This is a genomic window from Demequina maris (genome assembly GCF_000971155.1).
GTDB lineage: Bacteria > Actinomycetota > Actinomycetes > Actinomycetales > Demequinaceae > Demequina > Demequina maris.
The window spans coordinates 242,617-267,646 of the sequence record NZ_BBLX01000004.1 but is presented as its reverse complement, the minus strand read 5'-3'; the positions used below and the strand labels follow the sequence as shown (position 1 = coordinate 267,646).

General features: G+C 72.3%; 32 protein-coding genes. 12 read left to right on the top strand and 20 right to left on the bottom strand.

The window, feature by feature from the left end; translation table 11 throughout:
• Nucleotides 1-335: 335 nt before the first annotated feature.
• A complete protein-coding gene (locus AOM02_RS06965; RefSeq protein WP_062298125.1) occupies nucleotides 336-1,172 on the bottom strand; it encodes an alpha/beta fold hydrolase in 837 nt (278 codons plus the stop codon).
• A 104-nt stretch (nucleotides 1,173-1,276) separates the two neighbouring features.
• Here AOM02_RS06965 and AOM02_RS06960 point away from each other — a divergent pair, with 104 nt between their 5' ends.
• The 8 genes from AOM02_RS06960 (at nucleotide 1,277) to AOM02_RS06925 (ending at nucleotide 9,870) form a co-directional block, all read left to right on the top strand.
• Nucleotides 1,277-1,837, top strand: coding sequence for an RNA polymerase sigma factor (locus tag AOM02_RS06960; protein ID WP_062298123.1), 561 nt, complete (start codon nucleotides 1,277-1,279; stop codon nucleotides 1,835-1,837).
• On the top strand, nucleotides 1,834-3,252 hold the full coding sequence (locus tag AOM02_RS06955; RefSeq protein WP_062298121.1) for a hypothetical protein: 1,419 nt from the start codon (nucleotides 1,834-1,836) through the stop codon (nucleotides 3,250-3,252). Before AOM02_RS06960 ends, AOM02_RS06955 begins: the two co-directional genes overlap by 4 nt.
• A 159-nt stretch (nucleotides 3,253-3,411) precedes the next feature.
• Nucleotides 3,412-3,969: an RNA polymerase sigma factor gene (locus AOM02_RS06950; RefSeq protein WP_062298119.1), complete on the top strand. Its 558-nt coding sequence runs from the start codon at nucleotides 3,412-3,414 to the stop codon at nucleotides 3,967-3,969.
• Nucleotides 3,966-5,453 carry a hypothetical protein gene (locus AOM02_RS06945; RefSeq protein WP_062298118.1) on the top strand — a complete coding sequence of 496 codons (1,488 nt, stop codon included), beginning with the start codon at nucleotides 3,966-3,968 and terminating at the stop codon, nucleotides 5,451-5,453. Before AOM02_RS06950 ends, AOM02_RS06945 begins: the two co-directional genes overlap by 4 nt.
• A 57-nt stretch (nucleotides 5,454-5,510) precedes the next feature.
• On the top strand, nucleotides 5,511-6,062 hold the full coding sequence (locus AOM02_RS06940; RefSeq protein ID WP_062298116.1) for an RNA polymerase sigma factor: 552 nt from the start codon (nucleotides 5,511-5,513) through the stop codon (nucleotides 6,060-6,062).
• Nucleotides 6,059-7,624 carry a hypothetical protein gene (locus tag AOM02_RS06935; protein ID WP_062298115.1) on the top strand — a complete coding sequence of 522 codons (1,566 nt, stop codon included), beginning with the start codon at nucleotides 6,059-6,061 and terminating at the stop codon, nucleotides 7,622-7,624. Before AOM02_RS06940 ends, AOM02_RS06935 begins: the two co-directional genes overlap by 4 nt.
• Nucleotides 7,625-7,690: 66 nt before the next feature.
• On the top strand, nucleotides 7,691-8,209 hold the full coding sequence (locus tag AOM02_RS06930; RefSeq protein ID WP_062298113.1) for a sigma factor-like helix-turn-helix DNA-binding protein: 519 nt from the start codon (nucleotides 7,691-7,693) through the stop codon (nucleotides 8,207-8,209).
• On the top strand, nucleotides 8,206-9,870 hold the full coding sequence (locus AOM02_RS06925) for a hypothetical protein (RefSeq protein WP_062298110.1): 1,665 nt from the start codon (nucleotides 8,206-8,208) through the stop codon (nucleotides 9,868-9,870). The genes AOM02_RS06930 and AOM02_RS06925 overlap by 4 nt, the downstream gene beginning before the upstream one ends.
• Here AOM02_RS06925 and AOM02_RS06920 read toward each other — a convergent pair.
• From AOM02_RS06920 to AOM02_RS06860, 13 genes are all read right to left on the bottom strand, one after another.
• Entirely contained in the window at nucleotides 9,867-10,406 is a 540-nt protein-coding gene (locus AOM02_RS06920; RefSeq protein WP_062298108.1) for a M48 family metallopeptidase, read from the bottom strand. The genes AOM02_RS06925 and AOM02_RS06920 overlap by 4 nt on opposite strands.
• 35 nt (nucleotides 10,407-10,441) lie before the next feature.
• A complete protein-coding gene (locus tag AOM02_RS06915) occupies nucleotides 10,442-11,566 on the bottom strand; it encodes a branched-chain amino acid aminotransferase (RefSeq protein WP_062298106.1) in 1,125 nt (374 codons plus the stop codon).
• Between the two features lie 26 nt (nucleotides 11,567-11,592).
• Entirely contained in the window at nucleotides 11,593-11,964 is a 372-nt protein-coding gene (locus tag AOM02_RS06910) for a type II toxin-antitoxin system death-on-curing family toxin (RefSeq protein ID WP_228373794.1), read from the bottom strand.
• Nucleotides 11,965-11,970: 6 nt separating this feature from the next.
• Nucleotides 11,971-12,177 (bottom strand): ribbon-helix-helix protein, CopG family, encoded by a 207-nt coding sequence (locus AOM02_RS06905; protein ID WP_062298104.1) that lies wholly within the window; start codon nucleotides 12,175-12,177, stop codon nucleotides 11,971-11,973.
• A 23-nt stretch (nucleotides 12,178-12,200) separates the two neighbouring features.
• Nucleotides 12,201-12,533 carry a DUF2568 domain-containing protein gene (locus AOM02_RS06900; protein ID WP_062298102.1) on the bottom strand — a complete coding sequence of 111 codons (333 nt, stop codon included), beginning with the start codon at nucleotides 12,531-12,533 and terminating at the stop codon, nucleotides 12,201-12,203.
• A 33-nt stretch (nucleotides 12,534-12,566) separates the two neighbouring features.
• Nucleotides 12,567-13,451 (bottom strand): hypothetical protein, encoded by an 885-nt coding sequence (locus AOM02_RS06895; RefSeq protein ID WP_062298099.1) that lies wholly within the window; start codon nucleotides 13,449-13,451, stop codon nucleotides 12,567-12,569.
• Between the two features lie 91 nt (nucleotides 13,452-13,542).
• Nucleotides 13,543-13,785: a thioredoxin family protein gene (locus AOM02_RS06890; RefSeq protein ID WP_062298096.1), complete on the bottom strand. Its 243-nt coding sequence runs from the start codon at nucleotides 13,783-13,785 to the stop codon at nucleotides 13,543-13,545.
• 14 nt (nucleotides 13,786-13,799) lie between these two features.
• Nucleotides 13,800-14,852, bottom strand: coding sequence for a permease (locus tag AOM02_RS06885; protein WP_062298094.1), 1,053 nt, complete (start codon nucleotides 14,850-14,852; stop codon nucleotides 13,800-13,802).
• Nucleotides 14,849-15,163: an ArsR/SmtB family transcription factor gene (locus tag AOM02_RS06880; protein ID WP_228373793.1), complete on the bottom strand. Its 315-nt coding sequence runs from the start codon at nucleotides 15,161-15,163 to the stop codon at nucleotides 14,849-14,851. The genes AOM02_RS06885 and AOM02_RS06880 overlap by 4 nt, the downstream gene beginning before the upstream one ends.
• Nucleotides 15,164-15,238: 75 nt before the next feature.
• Nucleotides 15,239-15,487 carry a three-helix bundle dimerization domain-containing protein gene (locus tag AOM02_RS06875; RefSeq protein ID WP_062298092.1) on the bottom strand — a complete coding sequence of 83 codons (249 nt, stop codon included), beginning with the start codon at nucleotides 15,485-15,487 and terminating at the stop codon, nucleotides 15,239-15,241.
• A gap of 130 nt (nucleotides 15,488-15,617) precedes the next feature.
• Nucleotides 15,618-16,169, bottom strand: coding sequence for a hypothetical protein (locus AOM02_RS06870; protein WP_062298090.1), 552 nt, complete (start codon nucleotides 16,167-16,169; stop codon nucleotides 15,618-15,620).
• 43 nt (nucleotides 16,170-16,212) lie between these two features.
• Nucleotides 16,213-16,809: a hypothetical protein gene (locus AOM02_RS06865; RefSeq protein ID WP_062298088.1), complete on the bottom strand. Its 597-nt coding sequence runs from the start codon at nucleotides 16,807-16,809 to the stop codon at nucleotides 16,213-16,215.
• Between the two features lie 45 nt (nucleotides 16,810-16,854).
• Entirely contained in the window at nucleotides 16,855-17,664 is an 810-nt protein-coding gene (locus tag AOM02_RS06860; protein WP_369344473.1) for an NADPH-dependent F420 reductase, read from the bottom strand.
• Between AOM02_RS06860 and AOM02_RS06855 the strand changes: the two genes are divergently transcribed.
• From AOM02_RS06855 to AOM02_RS06845, 3 genes are all read left to right on the top strand, one after another.
• Nucleotides 17,610-18,485 (top strand): HNH endonuclease, encoded by an 876-nt coding sequence (locus AOM02_RS06855; RefSeq protein ID WP_062298085.1) that lies wholly within the window; start codon nucleotides 17,610-17,612, stop codon nucleotides 18,483-18,485. The genes AOM02_RS06860 and AOM02_RS06855 overlap by 55 nt on opposite strands.
• Nucleotides 18,486-18,645: 160 nt before the next feature.
• On the top strand, nucleotides 18,646-19,086 hold the full coding sequence (locus tag AOM02_RS06850; RefSeq protein ID WP_062298082.1) for a hypothetical protein: 441 nt from the start codon (nucleotides 18,646-18,648) through the stop codon (nucleotides 19,084-19,086).
• Nucleotides 19,087-19,130: 44 nt separating this feature from the next.
• Nucleotides 19,131-19,697, top strand: a complete 567-nt coding sequence (locus AOM02_RS06845; RefSeq protein ID WP_062298080.1) for a dihydrofolate reductase family protein — start codon at nucleotides 19,131-19,133, stop codon at nucleotides 19,695-19,697.
• Between the two features lie 3 nt (nucleotides 19,698-19,700).
• Here the strand turns inward: AOM02_RS06845 and AOM02_RS06840 are convergent, their stop codons facing one another.
• The 4 genes from AOM02_RS06840 to AOM02_RS06825 form a co-directional block, all read right to left on the bottom strand.
• Nucleotides 19,701-19,922, bottom strand: a complete 222-nt coding sequence (locus AOM02_RS06840) for a hypothetical protein (RefSeq protein WP_062298078.1) — start codon at nucleotides 19,920-19,922, stop codon at nucleotides 19,701-19,703.
• A 288-nt stretch (nucleotides 19,923-20,210) separates the two neighbouring features.
• Nucleotides 20,211-20,600: a hypothetical protein gene (locus AOM02_RS06835; protein WP_156156126.1), complete on the bottom strand. Its 390-nt coding sequence runs from the start codon at nucleotides 20,598-20,600 to the stop codon at nucleotides 20,211-20,213.
• 90 nt (nucleotides 20,601-20,690) lie between these two features.
• A complete protein-coding gene (locus AOM02_RS06830; protein WP_228373792.1) occupies nucleotides 20,691-21,347 on the bottom strand; it encodes a response regulator in 657 nt (218 codons plus the stop codon).
• Nucleotides 21,344-22,468, bottom strand: a complete 1,125-nt coding sequence (locus AOM02_RS06825) for a sensor histidine kinase (RefSeq protein ID WP_062298072.1) — start codon at nucleotides 22,466-22,468, stop codon at nucleotides 21,344-21,346. The genes AOM02_RS06830 and AOM02_RS06825 overlap by 4 nt, the downstream gene beginning before the upstream one ends.
• Before the next feature lie 180 nt (nucleotides 22,469-22,648).
• On the opposite strand from AOM02_RS06825, the gene AOM02_RS06820 reads away from it, so the two are divergent.
• Nucleotides 22,649-23,092: a hypothetical protein gene (locus AOM02_RS06820; RefSeq protein ID WP_062298070.1), complete on the top strand. Its 444-nt coding sequence runs from the start codon at nucleotides 22,649-22,651 to the stop codon at nucleotides 23,090-23,092.
• 28 nt (nucleotides 23,093-23,120) lie between these two features.
• Here the strand turns inward: AOM02_RS06820 and AOM02_RS06815 are convergent, their stop codons facing one another.
• Together AOM02_RS06815 and AOM02_RS06810 are read right to left on the bottom strand one after the other, a co-directional pair.
• Complete coding sequence (locus AOM02_RS06815; RefSeq protein WP_062298068.1) at nucleotides 23,121-23,969, bottom strand: ABC transporter permease; 849 nt, start codon at nucleotides 23,967-23,969, stop codon at nucleotides 23,121-23,123.
• Nucleotides 23,966-24,934, bottom strand: coding sequence for an ATP-binding cassette domain-containing protein (locus AOM02_RS06810; protein ID WP_062298066.1), 969 nt, complete (start codon nucleotides 24,932-24,934; stop codon nucleotides 23,966-23,968). Before AOM02_RS06810 ends, AOM02_RS06815 begins: the two co-directional genes overlap by 4 nt.
• Nucleotides 24,935-25,030: the final 96 nt, after the last annotated feature.

Genomic DNA, 25,030 nt, shown 5'->3' with positions numbered 1-25,030 from the left:
ATTCAGGACCTCGCTCGGGGCAACCTGTTCATGCTACTCGATCGTCAGGATCTCGCCAAATCGCCTTGTCGGCATCTTGGGGAGTTCGTTCTCTCGAGCGGCTCTCCATCTTACACCGTTTCGTCCGGTTCGCTGACCGTCGGATCCGGCTCTTCAGGAGCCTCGTCACCAGGCGTTTTCCCTCTCGGGCCCCGCGTTGGCGACTCGGAATAAGTTACACACATGTTTCAGCCTTGTCCAACCGGAACGGCCATGACTTGGTTACCCCAGGTAGAAGCCCTGGCGTGGGCGACCCGGCCCGCCAGGACGGCTCCGGCGCCCGCTCGCGAGTGCTCTCAGGCGGCCTCGACGAGCCAGTCGAGAAGGGTCTCGGCATGCAGCAGGACGGAGATGTGGCCGTCGTCCGGGAAGAACCGCCGCTCCGCGTCGCCGATCTCGCCGGCGAGCCACTCCCCGTGCGTGTAGGGGACCACGCGATCCTTACCCCCATGGGCGAGCAGCACCGGCACCGCGCCGGCGTCCTCCGGGGCGAAGCCCCACGGGCGCACGTAGGCCAGGTCGTCGTCGATCATGCCGTCGGGCCCGAGCTCGAGCGCGGCCTTCACGATCCCGGTGAACCAGCCCCACTCCCCCGCGAGCGCGCCGTTGTCCTCGGGCGTGAAGCTGTCGGGATCCCACTCCTCGGCGAGCTGCGCGCGTAGCGCGGCGGGTCCGAGCGCGGCGGCCTCGAGCTCGAGGCGTCCGCCCTTCGCCATGCCGCCGTACCAGTCCAGCCCCCCGGCCTCGAAGGGCGCGAGCCCCGCGATGGAGAGGCACGCGCGCACGCGCGAGGAGAGCAGAGCCGCACACGCGAGCGCGTGGGGGCCACCACCCGAGTGCCCGACGACCGCGAAGCGCTCGATCTCCAGCTCGTCCGCGACCGCGGCGACGTCCTCGACCACGTCCGCCACGCATCGTCCCTCGCGCCGCGTCGAACCGCCGTACCCGGGCCGGTCGATGGACACCCATCGGATGCCACGGTCGGTGGCCGGCTTCATGAGCGGGCCGGGCGGCTGCCCGATGTTCGGGGTGCCGTGGTGCCAGAAGAGGACGAGGTCGGCATCGTCGGGGCCGTCCGTGTACCAGCGGACGGTGCGACCGTCAGGGCGGTCGAGCTCTCCGGTGCGGGTCATGAGGCGACAGTAGAGCCGGCGTGGGCGCGGCGCACGAACCGCCCCAACGTTTCCGCGCAAGGATGCGTTCTCGTGGCCAGATCAGGCCACATGGAGGAGGCAGCGTGAGCGGCTGGGGGGTTGCGCTCGACCGCGTGCTGCGGGAGCGCGGTGGCGCGTTGTTCGCATACGCGTACGTGCTGACGGGTGATCCGCACACAGCGGAGGACCTGGTGCAGGAGGCCCTCGTGCGCGTGTTCGCCCGCGGACGGGCCCCGGAGACCGTCGACGCCGCTCACGCGTACGTGAAGCGCGCGATCCAGACGTCCTCCATCGACGGCCACCGCCGCGCGAGGGCGCGGCCCCAGCGTGACGACCGCGTCGCGGACCGCGTCAGCCCCGACCCCACGGATGCGGCCGACCTGCACGAGGCGCTCATGGACGCGGTGCTGTCGCTCCCCCCTCGCGAGCGCACCTGCGTGGTGATGCGGTACCTCGACGGGCTGAGCGCCGTGGCGATCGCCGAGCAGCTCGGTCTCGCGCCCGGATCCGTGCGGCGCTATCTCCATGACGGCATCGCGACGCTGCGCCGCACCCACGGCGACTTCGGTCTCGATCCGAGGGACGCCGCCGACGGCGGTGCCGCGCACCACGTCGTCATCACCGCGAAGGGAGGTGCGCGATGAGCGCCGATCTCGAGGACGCCCTGGCGCGGCGAGCGCGCGCGGGCATCGACCTGTACGACGCCCGCTCGCTCGCGTCGCCCGTCCACGGCCGCGTACGCCGGCGGCGGACGGTGCGCGGGCTGGGTACAGGCGCGGTTGCGACCGTCGTGGTGCTCGCAGGGGCATTGGGCGCCGTCGCCCTCGGCAGCGCGAGCCCGACGGTGGACCCGGCGACGACCTCGCCGAGCCCGAGCGTTTCCGCCTCCGCGAGCGGAGATCTGCTGCCGGGGGTCGTCACCGCCGAGGACCTCCTGGGCACCGTGGGTGGTGCGGGGGCCGACGGCGGTCAGCGGGCGTACCTGTGCACGCCGGCGGCACCGCGCCAGTGCGACGAGGTGACGGTCGGCCAGGAACCGCTGCTCGAGATCGTGCGGACCGGGACCTCGGTTGAGGTCGACGCGGGCCACGTGGCGTACGTCATGTGGACGGTGCGCAACGCCGGCGATCAGCGGATCCGCATCGACAAGGCGTGGGAGACGCCCGTCGTCGTCACGGAGTCCGACGCGCAGGATCCCCTCGCGACGCTCGCGGGGCTGGGCTCCGAGCTGCCGGCGGACCCGGTAGACCTCGCGCCCGGCGATGCATCCGCGGGAGCGGGCACCATCGACCTCGACGCCCGGCCCGCGATCGAGGCGGGTACCGCCGTCAACCTCGAGATGCTGGTGCCCATCCCCTTCGCGGATCCGACGGAGAAGCGTGAGCTGTGGCTGCGCGTGACGTCGTCGGACTGGGTGAACGCCGCCGCCGTCGAGTCGATCCGGAGCTCGCCCCTGTACGCCGAGGACCTGCGCGAGGGGGCCGTCACCCGGCACAGTGAGGACTACGACCTCGGAAGCGCCCAGACGGCGCTCGACTGCGTCCTCGATGACGCGGACAACCCGCGCACCTCGTCCGGCGGCCTCGACCCCTTCGCTCCTCGGTGCGAGGCACTGGTGGTCGACGCGGTCGCGCCGCTGCTCACCCTGACCGAGGCGACCTTCGACGTCGACGAGGCGTCCGGGACGCTCACGGTCCGCTGGATCGCGCAGAACACCTCCGGCAAGCGCCTCCGGATCGACACCGGAGGGGCGTCGGTGGCGATCGAGGATGCCGACGACGGGTCCGGCTCTGCATGGACCTCCATGAGCAGCGCGGGAAGCATCGTCTCGTCCGGCTCGCTGTGGACGTCGGACGCGATGCGGAAGGCACTGCTGCGCAGCACGAGCGTCGTGGAGACCGTGGAACCGTGGCAGCTCTTCGCCGGATCCGCGACCCTCGACCTCGACGAGGCCGGCGACTTCGCGGCCGCGCACACCAGCGTGCAGGTCCGCGTCGCCTCCCGCTCCGACCTGGACGGGTCGCGCGAGCTCGTCCTCGAGGTGCCCTGGAACGGCTGACCGTCGCTCACTTCCCCGTAGGAGTCGGGAACCTTCGGAAACCGTCGCTCAGCTCCCCGCAGGAGGGTCGGCGCGGATTCCGGTGCCTCGACCCTGCGGTTCCTGCCGTCCATACGTCTTGAGCGGTGACAGGATGCACCGCAGGCAGGGGGAGGAACCGTGAGCAGGTGGTCGGAGACGCTCGACGCGCTGATGCGTGAGCGTGGCAGGGCCCTCTACGGGTACGCGTTCGTCCTCACGGGCGACGCCGCCGACGCCGACGACCTCCTCCAGGACGCCCTGGTCCGCGCGTTCAAGCGCGGCCGCGGGCCCGAGGACGTCACCGCCGCGCACGCCTACGTGAAGCGCGCGATCCAGACCGCGTTCATCGACACCCACCGCCGCGCGAGCGTCCGGCCCCGGCGCGACGGCCGCGACGCCGACCGTGTCCTCCAGGACCCGACCACCGCGAGCGCCACCCGCGACGCCCTCCACGAGGCGGTCCTCTCGCTCCCCCCACGTGAGCGTGCATGCATCGTGATGCGGTACTTCGACGGCCTCGCCTCGCCGGCGATCGCGGAGGAGCTGGGCATCTCCGCCGGCACGGTGCGCGGCTACCTGACCTCCGCGATCGAGAAGCTGCGCCGCACGCACGGCGACTTCGGGCTGGACCCGACCGACGCCCTGGAGGGCGGAGACGAGCACGTGGTGATCACCTCGAAGGGAGGCGCGCGATGAGCAACGAGCTGATGGAGTCCCTCGCGCGGCAGGCCGAGACCGGCGGCGCGCTCTACGACGGGCGCGGCGGCGTGGACGATGCGGTGGTCGCCCCGGCGCGGCGCCGGGTCCGGCGCGCGCGGACGATGCGCGCCGCGGGCACGCTCGGCGTCACCGCCCTCGTGCTGGCAGGCGGGGTCGCGGCCGCCCTCGAGTGGCAGGGCCAGCGCGGCGAGATCGCCCCGGCGATCACCACCGTGCCGGACACGCTCGACGGCATCACCGCCGACGACCTCCGCGCGGGGACGACCATGCGCACGCTCGACGACGGCCGCACCGGCCAGGCGGGGATCCTCTGCACCATGGCCGTCAAGGACAACCCGTACGCGGGTGCGGACTTCAGCCGGGCGGACTCGTGCCCCGCGGTGTGGGTCGCCGACGAGCCGCTGGTCGAGGTCACGCGCGCGGAGGTCGTCGTCGACGGCGACGGCACCGTGCACGTCTCATGGGAGCTCGCGAACGCATCCGGGGACCCGATCCTGGTCGACGAGGGCACGCTCAGCATCGCGCTCGCCTCCGATCCGGACAGGGTCATGAGCGGGGAGGGCTACACCGCGGGCGACCGCCAGCTCATCGCGCCGTCGCTGTGGTCCGACGCGAAGAACCGGGTCGTGCAGATGGAGGGCGACACCTCGAGCGCGACGCTCGCGCCGGGCGACACGCTCGCCGGCGACGCGACCCTCGACCCGCAGATGTTCACCGGGCTCGGCACCGACGGCCTCCTCGAGGGGATGTCGGGCGGCAGCATCGAGCCGACGCTGACGCTGCAGGTGCGCATCCCGCCCGCGGGCGACGCGGGCACGCGCGAGCTGTTCCTCGAGGCGAGCGCCGTCGCGAGCATCACCGGAAGCATGGACCCCGTGTCCGCGGCCTTCGAGGGCCTCGAGCCGCGCGTCGATGGCGAGACCCGGGCCGATGCGCAGGAGGCGCTCGTCTGCCACGTGGGCGAGGCGGACAACCCCCGCTTCCAGCCCGACGACGGCGACGGGATCGCGAGTTGGAGCACGCCGACGTGCGAGGCGGTGTGGATCCCGGGCGGCAAGCTGCTCGAGCTCACGGACGTGGGGATCACGCAGCAGGACAAGTTCACGAGCGTGATCCAGTGGAAGGCCATCAACGTGTCGGGCCGCACGCTCGACCTGGACCAGGCGTCGATGGGCGTGAGCATCGACCTGGGCGACGTGGGCTACGTCATGAACTCGGACGGCGTGAGCGTCGGGTGGACCCCGTGGAACGGGGACTCGACCCGCCACGCCCTCCTGTCCTCCGAGAGCGACCCGCTCAGCCTGGATCCGGGCAACCCGATCGCCGGCGAGAAGACGTTCGAGCGGGATGACAAGGCCCTCGACGCCCACGGCGCGGTCTTCGTCAGGGTGGTCCGCGAGGACGACGAGGACGGCACCCGCGAGCTCCTGCTCGAGCTGCCCTGGTCCCTGGCCGGCTGACCCCTGGGCACCCGCGGCCCCCGGTGGGAGAATCGGAGGCAGCGAAGGGTGTGAGCCGTGAGGACCTGGGCGAGGACGCTCGACGCGACGATGCGCGCGTACGGCCCCGACCTGCTCGCCTACGCCGAGCGCCTCACCGGCGACCCCGACAGCGCGGGCACCCTGCTCGAGGACGCCCTCGCCCGCACGTTCGGCAGCGGTCGCCTCCCCGAGACGCGGGACGATGCGCGGCTCGCCGTCCGCGACGCCCTCCGCCACGCAGCCGTCCGGCGGGAGACGCCGGGAACCGACCGCGAGCCGCCCGACCCCTTCGCCCCGCCCGCGGCGCTGCGGCCGACCGACGGGACCGACGCATCGTCCACCCGCGAGGCCCTCGCCACGCTCACGCCGCGCGCGCGTGCCGTGCTGGTGATGCGCTACTCCGACGGGCTCGCGGTGCCCGCGATCGCCGCGAGCGCGGACCTTCATGAGGCGGCCGTGCGCGACGCCCTCGCCGCCGCGGTGACGCGCATGCTCGCGGCGCAGCCGCACCTGGGGCTGCGGCTCGAGGACGCGCTCGAGGGAGGCGTGCTCGACAGCACCATGGTCGCGGTCGGGGAGGCGCCGTGAGCGCGGCCCTACTGCGCGCGCTCGAGCCCGAGGACGGGCCGGGCGACGAGGCGTGCGCCGCGATCACCGCACGCGCGACCGCGCGGATCCGCCGACGGCGACGCCTGCGCCTGGCGGGCTACGCGGCCGCGAGCGCGGGGCTCCTCGCGCTCGCGGGCGCCGTCGCGGTCGTGGGCGGGTCCGAGCCGGGCGACGACCAGACGGGCGCCGGCGCGGACACGCCCGCGGTGCAGGCCTCGCAGCCGGGCACCGGCGTCATCTACGCGGAGGAGCTGCTGGGCGGTGCGGCATCCCGGATCCGGCTGTCCGACCGCGCCCCGGACCGCCAGGCCGCGGTCGCGTGCCGCGAGACCACCGACCCCGACAGCGCCGCGCCGTGCCGGGCCCTGTGGGTGGGCGACCTGCCGCTGCTCGCCGTCGACCCCGACGAGACGCTCATGACGCTCCACGCGACGGACCACCTCGTGCGCGTGGACATCCGGTGGACGGTGCGCAACGTCGGCTACCGGCCGCTGCTGCTCGACCGCGGCGACCTCATGGTCGGGCTCGTCACCGATCCGGACCGCGTGACCGCGGCCACCACGGTCGCCGACGAGACCTACCGGGGCGTCTCCCTGTGGGCGGACGACCGCGAGCGCCTTGCTCTGAACCTCGACCGCTCGTCGCTCGAACGGCTCGAGCCCGGATCCGCGATGCGCGGCTGGGCGACCTTCACCGCCGAGGCGCCGGCCGCGGACACGGCGGCCGACCCCCTGTGGGACCTCGCCGCCGGCGCGACCGCGGGCACGCTGACGGTGCAGGTCGGCATCCCGCACTCGCGCCAGGCCGACCCGCTCACCGCGGACGTCATCGCCGAGGCGTCCATGACCGTCGACGAGTTCGCGCACGCGATCGCCGCGGACCACCTCATGGCGTCGTTCCGACCCCGCGAACGGGGCGAGGCCGCCGGCGCCGGCAGGCAGGCGGCGCTGCTGTGCGACGTGCCCAAGGGCATGCGCTCCTCGACATTCGAGAACTACAACATCCCCTACCAGGCACGACAGGTCGCCTGCGATCCGGGCTGGGTCGACGGGCTGGTGCTCGCCGACACCGGCACCTCCGAGCTGCGCGCCGGCACCCCCGCCGACACGCTGGTGTGGGACGTCACCAACGTCTCGGGCCAGACCGTCCAGCTGTCGCGCCTGCAGGTGCTGATCGAGCCCGACCCGGACGGCCTCCGGGCGCGCGGCGACGGGCTCACCCTGCTCGGCACGGCGGTGGTGACGCCGAGCAGCGCGTGGCTCGTGAACGGCCGCCGCACCGCGTGGCTCACCAACGTGTTCTACGACTACCCCCTGCTCGCGGGCGCGACCATCGGCGGGCGCGACCGGCTGTTCCCGGGGATGCTGTCGTCCGACACCATCGTCGACGTCGACGAGATCGTCGGCTCGCTCGCCGACGGCGGCCGGGCGACCGCGATCGCGGCGGTGCCGTTCCTCGACGATCCGTCGCGGGTGCTGCTGCTCGAGACGCCCCTCGACCCGCTCATCACGCCGGCCCTCACCGCGTCGCCGTCCCCGTAGCGCGCCGTGTCCCCTGTCGCTCGACGCGCACGCGTGCCAGACTCGCTCCGTTAGCAGGGAGGTCGGGTGAACGCACGGGTGCGCATGCTGCACGCGGTGCTCCGCGAGCGCGGCCAGGACCTCTACGCCCGCGCCCTCCTGCTGACAGGGGACGATGCGGCGACCACCTCCCTCGTCGAGCGCGCCCTCGCCGACGGCCTCGGCCGGGGTCACCGCCCCGAGACCGCCGAGGACGCGGAGGGCGCCGTCTGGGACGCCCTGCATCGTGCGTTCCGGCGGGACAAGGGCGACGAGCCCGCGCTTGCCGCGCGCGCCACCGCCATGGACGAGCCCGACATCCGCGAGGCGCTGCGTCTGCTGCCCCGGCGGGAGCGGGTCGCCGTCGTGCTGCGCTTCGCCGACGGCCTGGCCGCGACCGCGATCGCGCGCACGCTCGACGCGCCGCTCAAGGCGGTGCGCGCGGACCTGGCGTCCGGTGCGCGCACGCTCGCGGACGAGCGACCCGACCTCCGCATCGATGTGGAGGATGCGGTCGAGGGCGGCGTCGAGGAGGCGTTCTCGATGACGCTGGACGGCGGCCGATGAGCGCCCGGCTCGCCGCCGAGCTCGGCCGCGAGGAGGACCGCGGGCGCTCGATCGACGCGGACGTCATCACGGGCATCGAGGGCCGGGCGCTTGCCCGGCTCGCGCGGGCACGGACGATGCGGCGGGGCCTCGTCGTGGGCGGCTCGGCCGTGGTGCTGGGCATCGCGGCGTGGGCGATCTCGTCGACCTCCGACCCGTCGACGCTCGCGGCCCCCTCCTCCGCGGTGACGACCCCTCAGCCGGACGTCTCCGTCGTCACGGAGGACGGACCCCTCACCCCCATGGCGACGGGAGACCTGTCCGCGGAGGCGCTCATCGCAGGCTCGGCGCCGAGGATCCGCGGCGAGGAGCCGGAGACGCCCCGCCAGGCCGCCCTCCTGTGCCAGATGGACCCCGACAACAACCCCTGGCACGACGCCGCCGCGACCGTGTCGACCCTCACCGAGACCCGCGAGTGCGAGGCCGTGTGGGTGGGCGACGGGCTGATCCTCGCGCCGGACTTCACCTACGCGCGGCTGCTCACCCGCGTCGACGACGACGGCGCGACGGTGGTGCTCGACTGGTTGCTCCAGGGCACGGACAACCTGTCGGAGTCGCCGCTGGTGATCGACGACGCCGCGCTGGCGGCGACCCTGGCGACCGACCCCGACACGGTCTCGGGACCCGGGCTGCGCACGCGCGGCGCCTACGTGGGCGAGTCGATGTGGACGTCCGACGACCGGCGCCTCGCGGTGATGGGCAACGCCTCGCACCCGCGCGCGCTGACCGCGGACTTCAGCGCGGTGCTGGGCGGCGTGGAGCTCACGACGCAGCCGCCCGGCTCGTCGCTCCACTCGGACGAGCTGTGGGCGATCGCCTCGGGCGAGGTGACGCCTGCGGCGGTGCTGCAGGTCCGCATCGTGCCCGAGCGGGACGCGGGCGACCAGGAGCTCATCCTCGAGGTCGAGCTCGACCCCGACAACCGCATGTGGGGGGAGGAGGACGCGGTCGCCGGCGTGCCCGCGGAGGACCTCCTGGCGGGCGCCGTGCCCCGGAGCCGCGACGAGGCGCGGGCCGGGCGCCAGGCGGCCTCGGTGTGCGAGCTGCCGGAGGCGCTGCAGTCGGGCGCCACCTACCTCGACATCGACTTCTCGGCCGAATGGGCGGCCCTCGAGTGCGACCCGGTGTGGCTCGAGCATCCCGTCTTCGAGGCGACTCCCGCCGGCGACGACGGCTCCGGCGCCTCGGAGCAGGACGGCTACGTCCAGTGGAACCTCACGAACGTCTCCCGCGACGCGGTGAGGGCGACGAACGCGATGCTGCTGGTGGAGACCCGCCCCGCGGGCGACGCGTCGACCGCGGACCTCACGCTGTTCGACGCCGTCGCCGTCGCCCCGAGCGGGTGGACAGCCGATGGGCGCCGCCTCGTGCCGATGAGCAACCTCCACAGCGGCGTCTTCACGCAGCACGTCCAGGCCGCGAACTACTTCGGCGGCGGCGCGCTGGTCGACTCCAGCTCGCGCACGCTCGGGCCCGAACGCCCCACGCACCCGGTGCTGAAGGCGCTGAGGAAGGGCACCGCGACCACGGGGCTCGTACTCGTGCCGTTCTCCGACGACCCCACCCGCGTGCTGGCGCTCGAGGTGCCGATGGGCGACACGGTCGCGGTCGGCTCGTCCTAGTCGACCTGGCGGCCGTTGAGCTCCGCGCGATGCTCGCGCCAGCCCGGCAGGTGGCGGTCCATGACGGCGTAGAAGCCGGGCCCGTGGTTGCCCTCGATCAGGTGCGCGAGCTCGTGCACCACGACGTACTCGACCAGGTGGTAGTCCTTGCGCGCGAGCTCGACGCTGAAGGTCACCGACCTCTTGGCCTTGTTGCAACTGCCCCACCGCGTGTGCATGATCCGCGTCCGCCACGTCGGGTACGGCACGCCCATGCGCGGCACCCACTCGTCGAGCATCGCCTGCAGCAGCGGCCGCAGCTCGCGCCGGAGGGCGTCGGCCTCGGGGCCGGGTGCGAGGGGCGCGGGATGGTCGAGCGCCGCGACCTGCTTCGCGGCGATCCAGTCCGCCTTGGAGCGCACCCACGCGTCGATGTCGCGCTGCGCCATCCGGAGCGGCGCGCTCACGCGCACCTCGCCGGTCCCCTGCCGCACCACCATGCGCACGTTCTTCATGCGCTTCCGCGTGAGCGTGTAGGGCGGGACCGGGCCGGGCATGCGAGAAGCGTACGCGCGGGCTCCGACGGTGGGCGTCAGCCCTCGGGCGCGGGCACCACCTCGCGGACCCAGCCGTGCGGGTCCTCCGCGCGGCCGTACTGGATGTCGGTGAGGCGGACGCGCATCGTCTCCGCGACGGACGGGCCGTCCTCGTCGCCACGCTCGGGCACGGACACGTCGAGGTCGTCGGAGACCAGGCGCGCGATCTCGGTGACGACGGCCGCCGTGCCGCACGCGAACAGCTCGACGATGTCGCCGGACTCCATGCCCTCGACCAGCTCGGTCAGCGCGATGTCGCGCTCCTCGACGGCGCGGCCCTCGTCGCGCAGCAGCGTGAGGATCGAGTCGCGGGTGACGCCCGGGAGGATCGTGCCGGTGAGTCGCGGGGTCAGCACGGAGCCGTCGGCGCGCACCGCGACGAGGTTCATGCCGCCGAGCTCCTCGACGTACGTGTCCTCCTTCGCGTCGAGGAAGAGCACCTGGGAGCAGCCGTGGTCCTTGGCCTCCTTCTGCGGGAGCATGCTCGCGGCGTAGTTGCCGGCCGTCTTGGTGTCGCCGGTGCCGCCCGCGTTGGCGCGGTGGTAGCCGCGCGAGACCCAGATCGACACGCCCTCGCCGGCGGCGCCCATGTACGCGCCCACGGGCGACGCGGTGACGATGAGGTCGACCTCGGCGGCCGGCTGGACGAGCAGGCTCGCCTCGGTGGCGACGACCACCGGGCGGAGGTAGAGGCTGGAGCCGTCGGTGCCGGGGACCCAGTTCTGGTCGACCTCGACGAGGCCCTCGACCGCGGCGAGGAAGTCCTCCTCGGAGAGCTCGGGCAGCGCCATGCGGCGGCAGCTGGCCGCGAGGCGGGCGGCGTTGGCCTCGGGACGGAACAGCTTGATCGAGCCGTCCTCCCACCGGTACGCCTTGAGCCCCTCGAAGGCCTGCTGCGCGTAGTGCAGCACCGCGGCGGCGGGATGCATCGGGATGGGCGCCAGCGGCACGATGCGGCGGTCCGCCCAGCCCTCGCCGTCGCGCCAGGTGGCGCGCGCCATGTGGTCCGTGAAGACCTTGCCGAAGACCGGGTCCTCCATCGCGAGCCAGCGCTCCTCGTCCGTCGCGGGGCGACGGTTGGGGATGACGGTGAACGATGCGGTGGGCGCCTGCGTCTCCATGGGGCGAGCCTAGACCCGTCGGGCGGTCACCCTCGGGACTCGAGCCTCAGGCGGGGGGCGATCTTCCCGACGTCGTCGAGCGTGCCGTCGGCGACGGCCCACACGAGGTCGAACGCCTCCCCTTGCGACATCCGCACGCGGAAGCCGTTGAATCCCACGAACACCACGGTCGCAAGCCAACCGAGCCGCTTGTTGCCGTCGGCGAGCGCGTGGTTGTTCACCAGCGAGTGAAGAAGGGCGGCGGCCTTGAGGTCGAGCGTCGGGTACGCGTCCGCGCCCATCAGCGTCGTGGCGGGCCGCGCGAGCGCGGACTCGAGCAGGCCCACATCGCGCACGGGTCCGAGACCGGCCACGCGGACCATCTCGAGGAGCTCGTCGAGCTCGATGTAGTCCGTCACGTGGCGCTACTCGCTGCCAAGACGTGCGAGCGTCTCGCTCCACTCGTCGAGCGCCTCATCGGTGAGGGTCGCGAGGCGGTTGCGGCGGCTCACCTTCTCCGCGCGTTCCAGGACCGCGCGCCGCACGATCTCCTGTCGCGAGAGCCCCTCCTCACGCACGAGCAGCTCGAGCGCCTCCTCGAGCACGGAATCCGTCCGCAGTGTCATCGCCATCGTTCGATGGTATCACCGTGGTATCACTCGGGCGCGGGCCGCCCGCCGGTGAGGAGCGTGCCGACGACCACCGCCGCCGCGTGGACCCCGAACAGCAGCGGCGCCCCGAGCACCCAGTACAGCGGCAGCGCCGCCAGCAGGACGAGCGTGCGGGCCACCAGCGTGGGCACGCGCCCGATGGGCCGGCGCGCCTTGGGCGCGAGGAACGTGCCCCAGAAGGCCGCGACCGCGAGCGGCAGCGCGACGGCGAGCGCCCAGCTGAGCACGCCGTCGAAGCGCGCGAGCGGCCACCACGCGAGGGCGAACAGCAGCGACAGCTCCGCGAGGAACACGAGCGACGCGCCGAACCATCTCACCTGGTCAGCATGGCACCGGCGGCGGGACGACGGCTAGAGCTGGATGCGCCCGGGGCGCGCGGCCGGGCCCTTCTCCTCCGGCGCCGCCGTCCCGTCCGCCGGGGTCGCGGCGCCGAGGTTGGCGGCGGTGGCGTCGGCGAGGTCGGCGAGCGGGATCGCGTGGTCGATGCGGGCCCAGTTGCGGCGGAAGTCCGCGGCGATCGCGGCCTCGAGGTCGCGCTCGATCGCACGGGCGGCGCTCTTGCCCGAGTCGCCGCCCTCGTGGCGGGCCGTCGCGAGCCGGGTCGCGGCGGCGAGGCGCAGGTCGCGCACCGTCCACCAGTGGTCGACGAACGCGTCGCGCGCGTCGTGCAGCAGCTGCTGCGCGCGGCGGTAGCGGACGATCTCCGAGACCACCGCATCGTCCTTCGTCATCGACGCCTGGGCCTCGGGGTTGTCGATGCGCGGGATGACGTCCGCCGGCGTCGGGTCCTTGAGGATCGCCTGCCGGGCGAGCTTGACGACGAGCTTGTGCTCGAGGGTCTGCGGCGCGTCCGCCATGACGGTCTCGAGGCGCATGTCGAGCGCCCGCCCGCGGACGGTCATGTCCTCGAGCGCGCGGCTGATCTCGAGCAGCATGTCGATCGCGGGGACGGCCTCGCGCTGGCGGGTGGTGCCGCGCTCGAGGCGCGCGACCTGCTCGCGCAGTCCGCGGGTGATCTCCTCCGGCGGGACCAGCGACGTGGGGTCCTTCGGAAGCGGCGGGATGAGCAGGTCGTGCGCGCTGGACAGCGCGACCGGGGCCTCCTCCGCGAACATGCGGCGGCGTGTGCGCCGCTCCTCGACCCGGCGGGACAGGTCGAGGAAGCCTCCCACCGCCGCGCCCGCGAAGAGCGCGACGATCAGGCCGGGGACCAGGAACGACCAGTCGATCGACATGGTTCGAATCTAGGGCAGGCCGAGGGCCCCGACCAGGGACCCTGGTAGGAGGGACGATGCGAAGGTCTCCCGCGCATCGTCCCTCCGAACGTCAGGCGAGGCGCGCGGAGAGCAGCTCCCTCACGCGGGCGGTCGTCGGCACGAGGCCCGCGAGCACGACCTCCTCGTCGACGACGAGGCCCGGGGTGCGCATGATGCCGTAGGCCGCGATCTCGCCGTAGTCCGTCACCGTCTCGACGGTGGCGGACAGCCCGAGTCCGTCGATCGCCTCGCGCGTGGCTCGCTCGAGGTTCGCGCAGTTCGCGCAGCCGGGGCCGAGGATCTTGATGTGCATGGCGGTGCCCTTTCTCAGAGGATGGCGTTGAAGAGATAGCCCACCGCGACGATGCCGGCGGCGACGACGCTGACGAAGGTCACGATGAGGCGGGGCTTGAGGACCCGCTTGAGCAGGATGGTCTCGGGCAGGCTGAGCGCGACCGTCGCCATCATGAAGGCCAGCAGCGTGCCCATGGGGACGCCCTTGGCGAACAGCACGTCGACCAGCGGGAGGATGCCGGCGGCGTTCGAGTAGAGCGGGACGCCGAGGCCGACCGCGACCAGGACGCCGAACGGGTTGTCGGCGCTCGCATGCGCGGCGAACCACTCGGCGGGCACCCAGCCGTGGATCGCGGCGCCGAGGCCGATGCCCACGAGCAGGTAGGGCCAGATCTTGCGCAGGATCGCGCCGACCTCCTCGACGCCCATGCGCACACGGTCGTCCCACGTGAGCCCGTAGGCGGGGTCGATCGGCTTGCCGCGCAGCTTCGTCTCGAAGACGAACGGCTCGACGTACCGCTCGAGCTTGAGGCGGCCGATGACCCAGCCGGCGACGATCGCGATCGTGAGGCCCGCCGCGACGTAGAGGAGCGTGGGCCCGATGCCGAAGAGCCCGAGCAGCAGGGCGATCGCGATCTCGTTCACAAGCGGGCTGGCGATGAGGAAGCTCATGGTGACGCCGAGCGGGACGCCGGCGGCGACGAAGCCGATGAACGCGGGCACCGCGGAGCACGAGCAGAACGGCGTGACGACGCCGAGGCCCGCCGCGAGCACGTTGCCCACGCCTTCGCGCCTGCCACCGAGCAGGGCGCGGGTGCGTTCGACGCTCATGAACGAGCGCAGGACCGTGACGACGAAGATGATCCCCGTGAGCAGCAGCAGGATCTTGACGCTGTCGTAGAGGAAGAAGTGGACCGCTCCCCCGGCGCGCGAGTCGAGGTCGAGGCCCGCGACGTCGCCCAGGAGCCAGTCCCAGAACGGCAGGTTGAGCGAGTACAGCGCCCACCAGCCGAGCGCCGCGGCCGCGAGGGTCGCGCCCCTGCGGAGGCCGGGGTGGCCGGTCCGGGTGGGAGCGTCGGTGGTCATCGCGTGCTCGTCAGAGGGAGGGCGTCGATCGGGGCCGGCAGCGCCGCGCGGAGGCGGTCGAGCGCGCCCTCGGTGAGCGAGTAGTCGATCCAGCGGCCGCGGCGGGCGCCCTCGATCAACCCTGCGTCGCGCAGCTTCTTGAGGTGATAGCTGAGCAGGTTGCCGGGGATCTCGGGGTCCGTGACGAGGTTGCACACGCACGAGGTGCCGTTCGCGAGCTGGGCGACCAGCTGGAGGCGGATCGGGTCCGCCACGGCGGCGAGCAGCGCCGCGTCCGCGACGTACTGTTCAGGAAATCTTGAACCGATCACCTCTACAGCGTCCCGCCACGCGCGCGACGATGCCCGGGACCGTGGTCCCGGATGAACGGCTCCGCGACGGGCGGGCTACATGTGCGACGTGCGCAGGTCGTCGAGGCGCAGCCAGGCGCGATGCTCGGCGAGGGTCACGAGGTGCTGGTGGACGAGCGCGCGCTCCGCGAGCGCGTCGTACGACTCGCGCACCATGCGTTGGATCAGCGCGCGGTCGAACTCCATGAAGTGCTCGGCGAGGTGCGTGACCGCGTCGTCGAGAGCGCGGTCGACGTGCTCATGCACGGCCTCGCGATCGAAGCGGTTCGCCGGGGTGATGGTCATGGCGATCTCCCTTCCGCGCCGTTGCGGAGGTGGCGGCCGACGGGATTAGGCCCGCGGCGTTTACCTTTTGTTCATCTTCGCACCGCACGCCGGGCGCACTCAAGCGCGAAACCTGTGCCGCATCGTCCCGTCAGGCGCCGGGGACGAACGTGACGTCATCGAGCAGCAGGACGAACGAGTGCCAGACGTCCTCGGCGTCGGTGCCGTTGGCGGAGGTCGCGCTCACGCGCCAGACGCGGTTCCCGGCGTCGACGACGAGGACGCCGTGCGGCGGCGCGCCCGCGTACCAGCGGAGCTCGAGCCCTTCGCTCTGCTCGCTGAAGAGCTCCCATCCGGCGGCCTCATCGGCCGTGGTGGGGACGATGTCGTAGGTGTAGCCGGCGATGTCGCAGATGTCGCTCGACTCCTCGAAGTCACCCGAGTCGCCGGTGCCCAGGTAGATGCACACGCGGAAGCCGGTCTCGGTCTGCTCGGCCTTGACCCAGTCGTCGCGGACCACCTCGATGCCCTGCTCCGCGGCGGCCTTGCGTGCGGCGGAGTCGTCGCCGTCGACCGCGACGTACACGGCAACCAGCGCGGCCGCTGCGGCGAGCGCGACCGCCGCCAGCACGAGCCAACGGCGTAGCGGGCGCGCGGTCGGCGCCGGGACCGGCGGCCCGTCGATCGGCGTCTCCGTCGTCATGTCATCCCCCTGGTGATGCCTGGAACCCGCCCGCGCATCGTCCCTACAGCGCCGGCACGAAGACGATGACCTGCTGAAGCCCGCCCCAGGCCTCGAAGAGCGCGTCCCAGCGCTTGTCCGCGTCGATCTCGCCGAGGCCGACGCCGCCGAGCGTCACCATCCACTGCGCGTCGCCGGTATCGACGAACAGCGGGCCGTTGTCGCCGTCGTACGCATAGGCGTCGACGCCCGGCCACGGGTACGCCAGCCACCCGGGCTCGCCGGACGGGTCCTCGGTCGCGGGGGTGATCACGTACGTGGCGCCCGAGAGCTGCGAGAACGTGCCCACGGTCTCGGACACGAAGAGCTGGTAGCCGCCGTCCGCCGGAACGGTGACCGTGACGATGTCGGTCGCGTCCGCCTGGATGAGGATGCCCTCCGCGGCCATCGCGTCACGCGCGTCGGTGTCGACCGGGTCGGTGAGCGCGTTCCAGGCGAAGACCGCGAAGGCCGCGACGACGACGATGGCGAGCAGCGCGGGCCAGATCCGGTTGCGATGGTCGAGGGGCGCGACGCCGTCTCCCCCGGCGCTGACGCCGCCGATCGACGGGTCGACCGGACCCTGATCCTGATGCGCGGACGGCTGCTGACCGGCGATCATCGTTACCCCCCTGGTAATGAGGGAACACTACCGCGACCGGGCTCGTCAGGCCTGCTGGACGCGCTCCACGGTCGGGAGGATGGCCTCGAGCTCCTCGCGGGTGGTGCGCTGCGTGTAGGCGGGGGTGTCGCGCTCGACCTTCCACGATTCCGCGAGCGTGCCCACGTCGACCGTGTCGAAGCCGATCGCGTCGATGAAGGACGCGACGAGGTGCTTGGCGGCCGAGTCGTCGCCCGCGATCGGCAGCGCCCGGCGGTCCCTCGCGCCGGTGGGGCTGCCGTGCTCGGAGATCTCGGCCGCGTAGATGTTGTTGAAGGCCTTCACGACGCGGGCGCTGGGCGCGAGGTCCTGCAGGAGCTGCGAGGTGGTCTTGCTGTTGTCGTCCAGCGCGGCGATGCGGCCGTCGCGCTGCGGGTAGTAGTTGTTGGCGTCCATGACGACCTTGCCCGCGAGCGCGTCGGCGGGGATCTCGTCGAGCTTGCCGAGCGGCACCGCGACGAGGACGAGGTCGCCGCGATGCGCCGCCTCCGCCGGATGCGCCGCGCTGGCGCGGGGCCCGAGCTTATGCACGAGGGGCCCGAGCGTGTCGGGCCCGCGGGAGTTGGAGAGGACGACGTCGTAGCCGGCCGCGACCGCCGCCTTGGCGACGTTCGAGCCGATGCGTCCGGAACCGATGATGCCGATGGTGGTCATGGTGGCGGGAACCCCCTTCTCTTCGAGGGTATTCCGGCGGGTGGGATCGGGCTCGGTGGGACAATGCGGGGGTAGCTTCTCCGGGCGCCTTGCGGCAAGCTGCGGGCATGGAATCGCCTTCGAGCGCGGCCTTGCGCGCCCGCATATTTGAGTTGGTGTCACAGCGCATTCCCTCTGGCGAAGTGATTGACCGCCACACTCTTCTTAACTTCGAGGTCGACGGCGAGAAGATCCCCCTGATCGACTACTCGCGCGGCATTCGCAATCCACGACAACTGCAGGCGACATTGAGCATTGTGTCGTCAGCGGATGGCCCGTACGGAGATGCATTCATCGAAGAAGGCGTGTGGCGCTACGACTTCCGCACCGGTGGGCCCGGTGGCGACAATGCGAAACTGATCGAGGCGAACCGCATCGGAGCGCCCCTGATCATGTTCCGCAAGCTCAGGCGCAACGTCTACCAGGCGATCTACCCGGTGTGGGTCGCCCAGGTGAATCGCCGAGAGCAGTACGTCGCTATTGCGCTCGACGACCTCGTCGAAGTTGCGCAGCATTCCGCTTCGCCGATTGAGAAGCGGTACGCGGAGAGCATCACGAAGCGACGGGTTCATCAGCCGGCTTTTCGCGCCATGGTCCTCCGCGCATACGAGACACGATGCACCGTGTGTCGCTTCGCACATGCGGAGCTGCTCGATGCGGCTCACATCGTGCCCGACGCCGAGGCCGGCGGAGATGCCGATGTGACGAACGGCATGACGATGTGCAAGATCCATCACGCTGCCTACGACCAGAATTTCCTCGGCGTAAGCCCGGATTACGTAGTCCACATCAACAAGAATCTGCTCGTTGAGAAGGACGGGCCGATGCTCAAGCACGGCCTCCAAGAGATGCACGGACTGTCCATCACGTTGCCGCGCACCAAGGCAGAGCGGCCAAACCGCGACCGTCTGGCGGCGCGGTTCGAAGCCTTCAGCGCCGTGTAGCGGTCGCCAAGCCGCGCCCGCGCGAACACCACGGGACCCTAGCGCTCTCCCCCGCTGACCAGGCACGATGGCCGCATGACACAGTGGTCGCGGCTGGTGGCAGCAGGCTCCCTGACGGTGCGCATCGTGCTCGCGCTCGGCGCTCGGCGCGCTGCTCGTCGTGGTCAGCGTGCCCGAGCAGCTGCGCACGTGGGACGACCCGAGCGCGAGCGTCATCCCGGCTGAGCGGACCATGCCCAAGGAGGCGAACTGGCTCCTCGGCGCGGTGATGCTCGTGACCGCGTTCGCGCTCGTCGCCGGCTGGGTCGTGCGCCGCACACGCGTCGGGGAGAGCCCGCGGGCGGTCGGCGCCTGGCACGCCGCCGCGTGGATCACCGCAGCCGGCATGGCGACGTGGATCGCCGTCCTCGGAGTGTCGCAGTGGATCGCCGTGCAGCCGAGCGACGCCATGATCGGAATGGGCGCGCCCGGCCAGCTGTGGGACACGGTGATCGCGCTGCCGGCGATCGCGACGCTGGTGATCGTGGGCCGTGACCTGCGCGCAGTCACCCGCACGCGCACCCCCAGCGCACCCGCGACCGATCCCGCGCATCGTCCCTAGGAACGACCGCGCCAACGTGGGGCGACGCGACCTACTCTGGCCGTATGGGACGCCTCATCGTGGAGCAGATCGTGACCGTCGACGGTTTCGCCGCGGGCCCCGACGGCAAGCTGGACTTCATGCGCATCCCGGGCCCGTTCGACGCGACGGACCGCGGGCAGATCGCGATGCTCGAGAACGTCGACGCGATCCTGCTGGGTCGCAACACCTACGAGCTGTTCTCCGACTACTGGCCGGGCAAGACCACGGACGAGGAGCCCCTCGCGGACTTCATCAACGAGACGCCCAAGCACGTCGTCACCAACACCCTGCGGCGCGCGCCGTGGGGCGACTACGCCTCGGCGACCGTCGAGGTGGGCGAGCCGCGCGACACCGTGCGCCGCCTCAAGCACTGCTACGAGGGCGACATCGTCCTGTGGGGCAGCCTCATCCTGGCGGGCGCCCTGCTCCAGGCGGAGCTGGTCGACGCGGTCAGGCTGCGCATCGTCCCGGTGCTCATCGGGGAGGGCCGTCCCACCACGCCGGGTCTGCGGCACGCGCGCACGCTGCGCCCCGTCGAGATCGACGCCCTCCCGAGCGGTCACGTCACGCTCGTGTACGACGTCCTCTGACGTTCAGGCGGCGAGGGGCGTGACCCGCACACGCCGGCCGCAGCATGCGCAGTAGCCGCTCCACTGCCGGATCCAGCGCACGCCCTCGCGATATCGGCGATCCTCCTTCGCCAGCTTCGAATCGAGGCGGACCTCGTCGATGAACTGATGACCGCGCGCCTCGCAGACGAACGCTGTGGACTGCGCGATCTGGCCGACCTCTACTTGAGCGAGCACCTCCGGCATGGCGGCTCCTCTCTGAGCTGCGCGTCGTCCGCGGCCCGCCCCCGATGGCGGCCCTCATGACGATGCGGCCAAGGGTAGGAACCGTCCATCGATGCACACAAGCACCGTTGGTCCTGATTTTTCGGATTTCTCACGTGAGGCGGCGCCCGGGCATAGGACGACCCCGAGATCGGGAACCCGGAACTGGAATGAAGAGGGCACCCGACCTCGGGGTCGAGTCAATTATCGGCGATGAATGCGGGTGACGCGTCCAGATCGGCGCGGATTCACCCGGCGTTCAGCCGAGGTCTAGTCGCAGTAGTCGCACATCCCGGTCGACGGGAGGTTGGTGAAGCAGGTGGCGCACGTGGGGATCACGGCCTCCTCGACCTGCTTCGCGACCGCGGCGAAGCCCTTGGCGGCGGCCTGGTGGGCCGGCAGCTCGATCCAGTAGTTGTCGCCCTCCTCCGGGTGCACGGCGATGTAGCCGTGGGCGATGAACGCGACGGGCGTGGTGCTGCCCGCCGGCTCGAGCGCGATGAAGGCGCGCGACTCGGGGATGTACACGTGCTCGTAGCTGAGGGTACGGACCACGTCGATGATCTGGTCGATGTTCTCGGCCGGGGGCTTGAAGTCCGCCAGCGCGGCCTCGAAGGTGCGGAAGTACGTCCGGGGCTCGATGTCCTGCGTCAAAGTCACCGGAGAATCATTCCCTATCCGCGGGGCACCCGGTGACGCTTTTGGTCCCGCACGATCGCGATTCGATAGTCAAGCAGGGACGATGCGTGCTCAGCCGCCGTCGCCGACCCGCACCACCCCGGACTCGTAGGCCGCGATCACGGCCTGCGCGCGGTCGCGCACGCCCAGCTTCGCGTACAGGTGGTTGATGTGCGACTTCACCGTGCCGACGCTCATGAACAGGGAGGCGGCGATCTCGTCGTTCGACTGCCCGCGGGCGATCGCCCGCCACACGTCCACCTCGCGATCCGTGAGCGCGGCGACCTCTGCCGCCGGAACGGGCGACGGTGCGGAGAGGAAGGCCTCGATGAGACGGCGTGTCACGGGCGGGCTGATGAGCATGTCGCCGGTGGCGGCCGCGCGGATCGCCGCCACTAGGTGCTCAGGAGGCGACGACTTCACCACGAAGCCCGAGGCTCCCGCGCGCAGCGCCCGGTAGACGTTCTCGTCCGCGTCGAACGTCGTGAGCACGATGACGCGCGGCGGGGACGCCGCAGCCAGCAGGCGCGCGATCACGTCGAGCCCGCTCTCCTCCCCCAGGTGCAGGTCGACGAGCATCACGTCAGGGCTCAGCTCGCGCGCGAGCGCGAGCGCCGACCCGAGGTCATCGGCCTCGCCGGCGACCTCGAGGTCGGGCTGCGACCTCACGATGAGCGCGACGCCCGAGCGCACGATTGCCTCGTCGTCCACGATGCCGACCGCGATCACGATGCGCCCCTCGGCAGGAGCGCCTCGACGCGCCAGCCCCCGTCCTCAGCGGGCCCGGCGTCGACCTCGCCGCCCAGCGCCGCGGCACGCTCCCGCATGCCGACGAGCCCCAGCCCGGGCCGGGGATCGCCGCTCGGGCGGCCGTCGTCGGCGACCCGCACCCGCACCGATGCGCCGACGTCCTCGACGTCGATCACGACCCGGGTCGCGCCCTGCGCGTGACGGACCACGTTGGTGACCGCCTCCTGCACGATGCGCCCCGCCGCGAGCACGGTCTCCGCGGCGAGCGCTTCGGGCGCCCAGACGATCCGCGCGTCCACCGCCAGCCCGGCCTCTCGCGCGCGCTCGACCGCGGCCTCGACCAGGTCCCCGGGCATCGTGTCGTCGACGCGCATCACCGTGAGCATCGTGCGCAGCTCGCCGAGCGACTGCCGACCGGCGGCCTCGACCTCGAGCAGCGACGCCTCGGCCGCCTCGGGTTCGGTGGTCAGCGCCTGGCGGGCGGCTCCCGCGTGCAGGACCATGCCGCTCACCCCGTGCGCGACCACGTCGTGGAGCTCGCGCGCGATGCGCAGCCGCTCGTCGCGAACCGCGCGCGCACGCTCGGCCTCGTGCGCCGCGCGTTCCCGCGCGACCTCGGCCTCGGCGATGGCGGCGCGCTGCTCACGCCGTCGGACCGCGACGCCGAGCAGCCAGATCGCGACGAAGATCACGAGGTTGCCGAGCTCGTCGCCGAACGTCGACCGCGCCACCAACGGGTAGACGAGGATGGCCGCCACGACGATCGCGAGGCCTGCGAGCGCGCGGCGCATGCTGGAGTACGAGGCAACCGCGTACGTCACCAGGATCAGGGACAGCAGCGGGGCCACGGGCCCGGGCACCTCGCCCGCGAGCGTCGACATCGTGATGCCGACCGCGCCCGCCGCCGCCGCGGCGAGAGGCGCGCGACGCCTCAGCGCGACCGCACCGGTGACGAGCGCGAACCCGGCGGCGTGCCACGCGCGCGGGCCCTCCACGTCGTCCGCGAGCGCGAGCTCGACCTGGGCCACCACGGTGAGGACGGCGGCGAGCGCGAGGTCCTGTGCGAACGCATCGCGCAGGACCCCCATCGGCGCCTTCATGGATCGAGCATAGGCCGACGCACCAGGCAGGTCATCCATCCCTGGATGGAGCGGGGCGTGCACCTCCAGGCAGAGGAGCGCGTCGCCGAACTGGCCGTGAAGGCGAGGCGATCGCGACCCTCGCCGCCATAGCGTCGGCAGCGTCGGAGGTCCGCTCCGGCATCGACCGAGGAGGCTCCCATGTCCATCACCGACACCTCAAGTCCCGTGGCGGGCACGGCATCCCGGCGCGCCACGCTCGTCGTCACGGCGACCGCCGTGGCGATGCCTGTCCTGTCCGTCGCCACCGTCGGGATCCGCGGCCTCGACCGCGACCCATGGGTCGAGACCGCGCTCATCATCGCGGCGATCGGCGCGGTCGCCCTCGTCGCGATGACCGCCCTCGTGCCCTGGGCGCTGCGCGGCGGGCCGCGCCGCGCGCACGCGGTCGCGTGGACTGCGCTCGCCGTCGGCGTCGTGGTCTCACCGTTCTTCTTCTGGACGATGCTCCCGGTGATCGCCGGCGGCGTGGCGGCGACCATCGGCTGGGTCCGGCGCGGCGAGGGCCGCCAGGACGAGGCGCTCGCCTGGCTGGGCAGCGCGCTCATCGTGCTCGACGTGTGCGCGTACGTCGCGAGCATGTGACCGCAGTCAGCCCGCGTACCGCGACCCGTCACCTCGGGTCGCGGTACCGCCACATCGTGAGCGTGCCGAACACCGCGACGAGCGCCGCGGACCAGCCCGCGACCCACACGAGCTCGCTGCCGGCGGAGACGCCGTTCATGAGGTCGCGCACGGCGGTCACCGCGTGCGAGACCGGGTTGACGTCGACCCAGCCCTGCAGCCAGCCGGGCATGGTGCTGGGGTCGACGAAGATGTTCGAGCCGAAGACCAGGGGCATCACCGCGATCCAGGCGATGCCCATGAGGGCGCGCTGCGAGCTCACCAGCATCGCGATGAACGTCCAGATCCAGCTGAGCGCGAAGGCGAAGACCAGCATCACGGCGGTGCCCGCGGCGACGCCGGCGACTCCGCCGGCAGGCCTCCAGCCGATGAAGAGGCACGCGATCGCGGTCACCGCGGCGGCCACCGTGTAGCGCACCGTATCGCCGAGAAGCATGCCGACCAGCGCGCTCGGCCGCCAGATGGGCAGCGCACGGAAGCGGTCGAAGACGCCCTTGTCGATGTCCTCCCGGAGCGTCGCGCCGGTGTACATCGACACGATGAGCACCGACTGCACGAGCACACCCGGCGCGAGGAACGCGATGTAGTCCTCGACCGAGCCGGCGATCGCGCCGCCGAACAGGTACGTGAACAGGAGCACCATCAGCACCGGCGACAGGGTGACGTCGAGGAGCTGCTCGGGCGAGTGCTTGATCTTCAGCAGCGCGCGCCAGCCGAACGTGAGCGACTCCGACAGCGCGCCCGGGCGCCGCGGACGGCTCCCGCTCGCGAGCGCCGATGCGATGGCGGCGGGCCGCGGCGCGGCCTCCGCGGTCTGGGGTGCGGTCTGGGTGGTCATGCGGCCTCCTCCGCATCGTCCCCGGGCTCGGCCGCGTGACCGGTGAGCGCGAGGAACACCTCGTCGAGCGTGGGCTGGCCGAGGGAGAGCTGGGCGAGCTCGATGCGCGCGTCCTCGAGGGCGGTGATCGCGCGGGTGACGCGGCCGCGGTCCTCAAGCGCGGCGACGAGCGCCTGCGGGTCGGACATGGCCTCGACCTCGACGCCGAGCTCGCGGATCAGGATGCCGCGGGCGCGCTCGCGGTCGTCGCGGTGCATGACGCGCACGTGCAGCGACCCCGCTCCTACCGAGGCCTTGAGCTCGGTGGACGTGCCCTCGGCGATGATCCGGCCGTGGTCGATCACGGAGATCCGGTCCGCGAGCTGGTCGGCCTCGTCGAGGTACTGGGTGGTGAGCATGACGGTGGTGCCGTGCGCGACGAGCGCCCGCACGATGTCCCACACCTCGTTGCGGCTGCGCGGGTCGAGGCCCGTGGTGGGCTCGTCGAGGAACAGCACCTCGGGGGTCGCCACGAGCGAGGCCGCGATGTCCATCCGGCGCCGCATGCCGCCGCTGTAGTTCTTCACCTGCTTGGCCGCCGCATCGTCCAGGCCGAAGGCCTCGAGCAGCTCGTCGGCGCGTCCCGTCGCGGAGGCGCCGCCGTAGCCGTACAGCTTGGCGATGAGCCGGAGGTTCTCGCGACCGCTGAGGTCCTCGTCGATCGACGCGAACTGGCCGGTCAGGCTGACGAGGCTGCGCACCTCGTGGGCCTGGTGGATGACGTCGCGGCCGAGCACGCGCGCGGTGCCCGCGTCCGGGCGGATCAGGGTCGCGAGGATGCGGATCGCGGTGGTCTTGCCGGCGCCGTTGGGCCCCAGGAAGCCGTGCACACCCCCGCGCGGGATGGCCAGGTCGATCCCGTCGAGGGCGCGCGTCGCCCCGTAGACCTTGACCAGGCCCTGGGTCTCGATCGCGAGATCGGCCATGGGCTCCTCCCCTGCCGCGCCGCGGCGCGACCCCGTCAGGCTACGTCGGGTGGCCGCGGACCGGAAGGTCCCCACTTCTGGGGCCGGGACGATGCG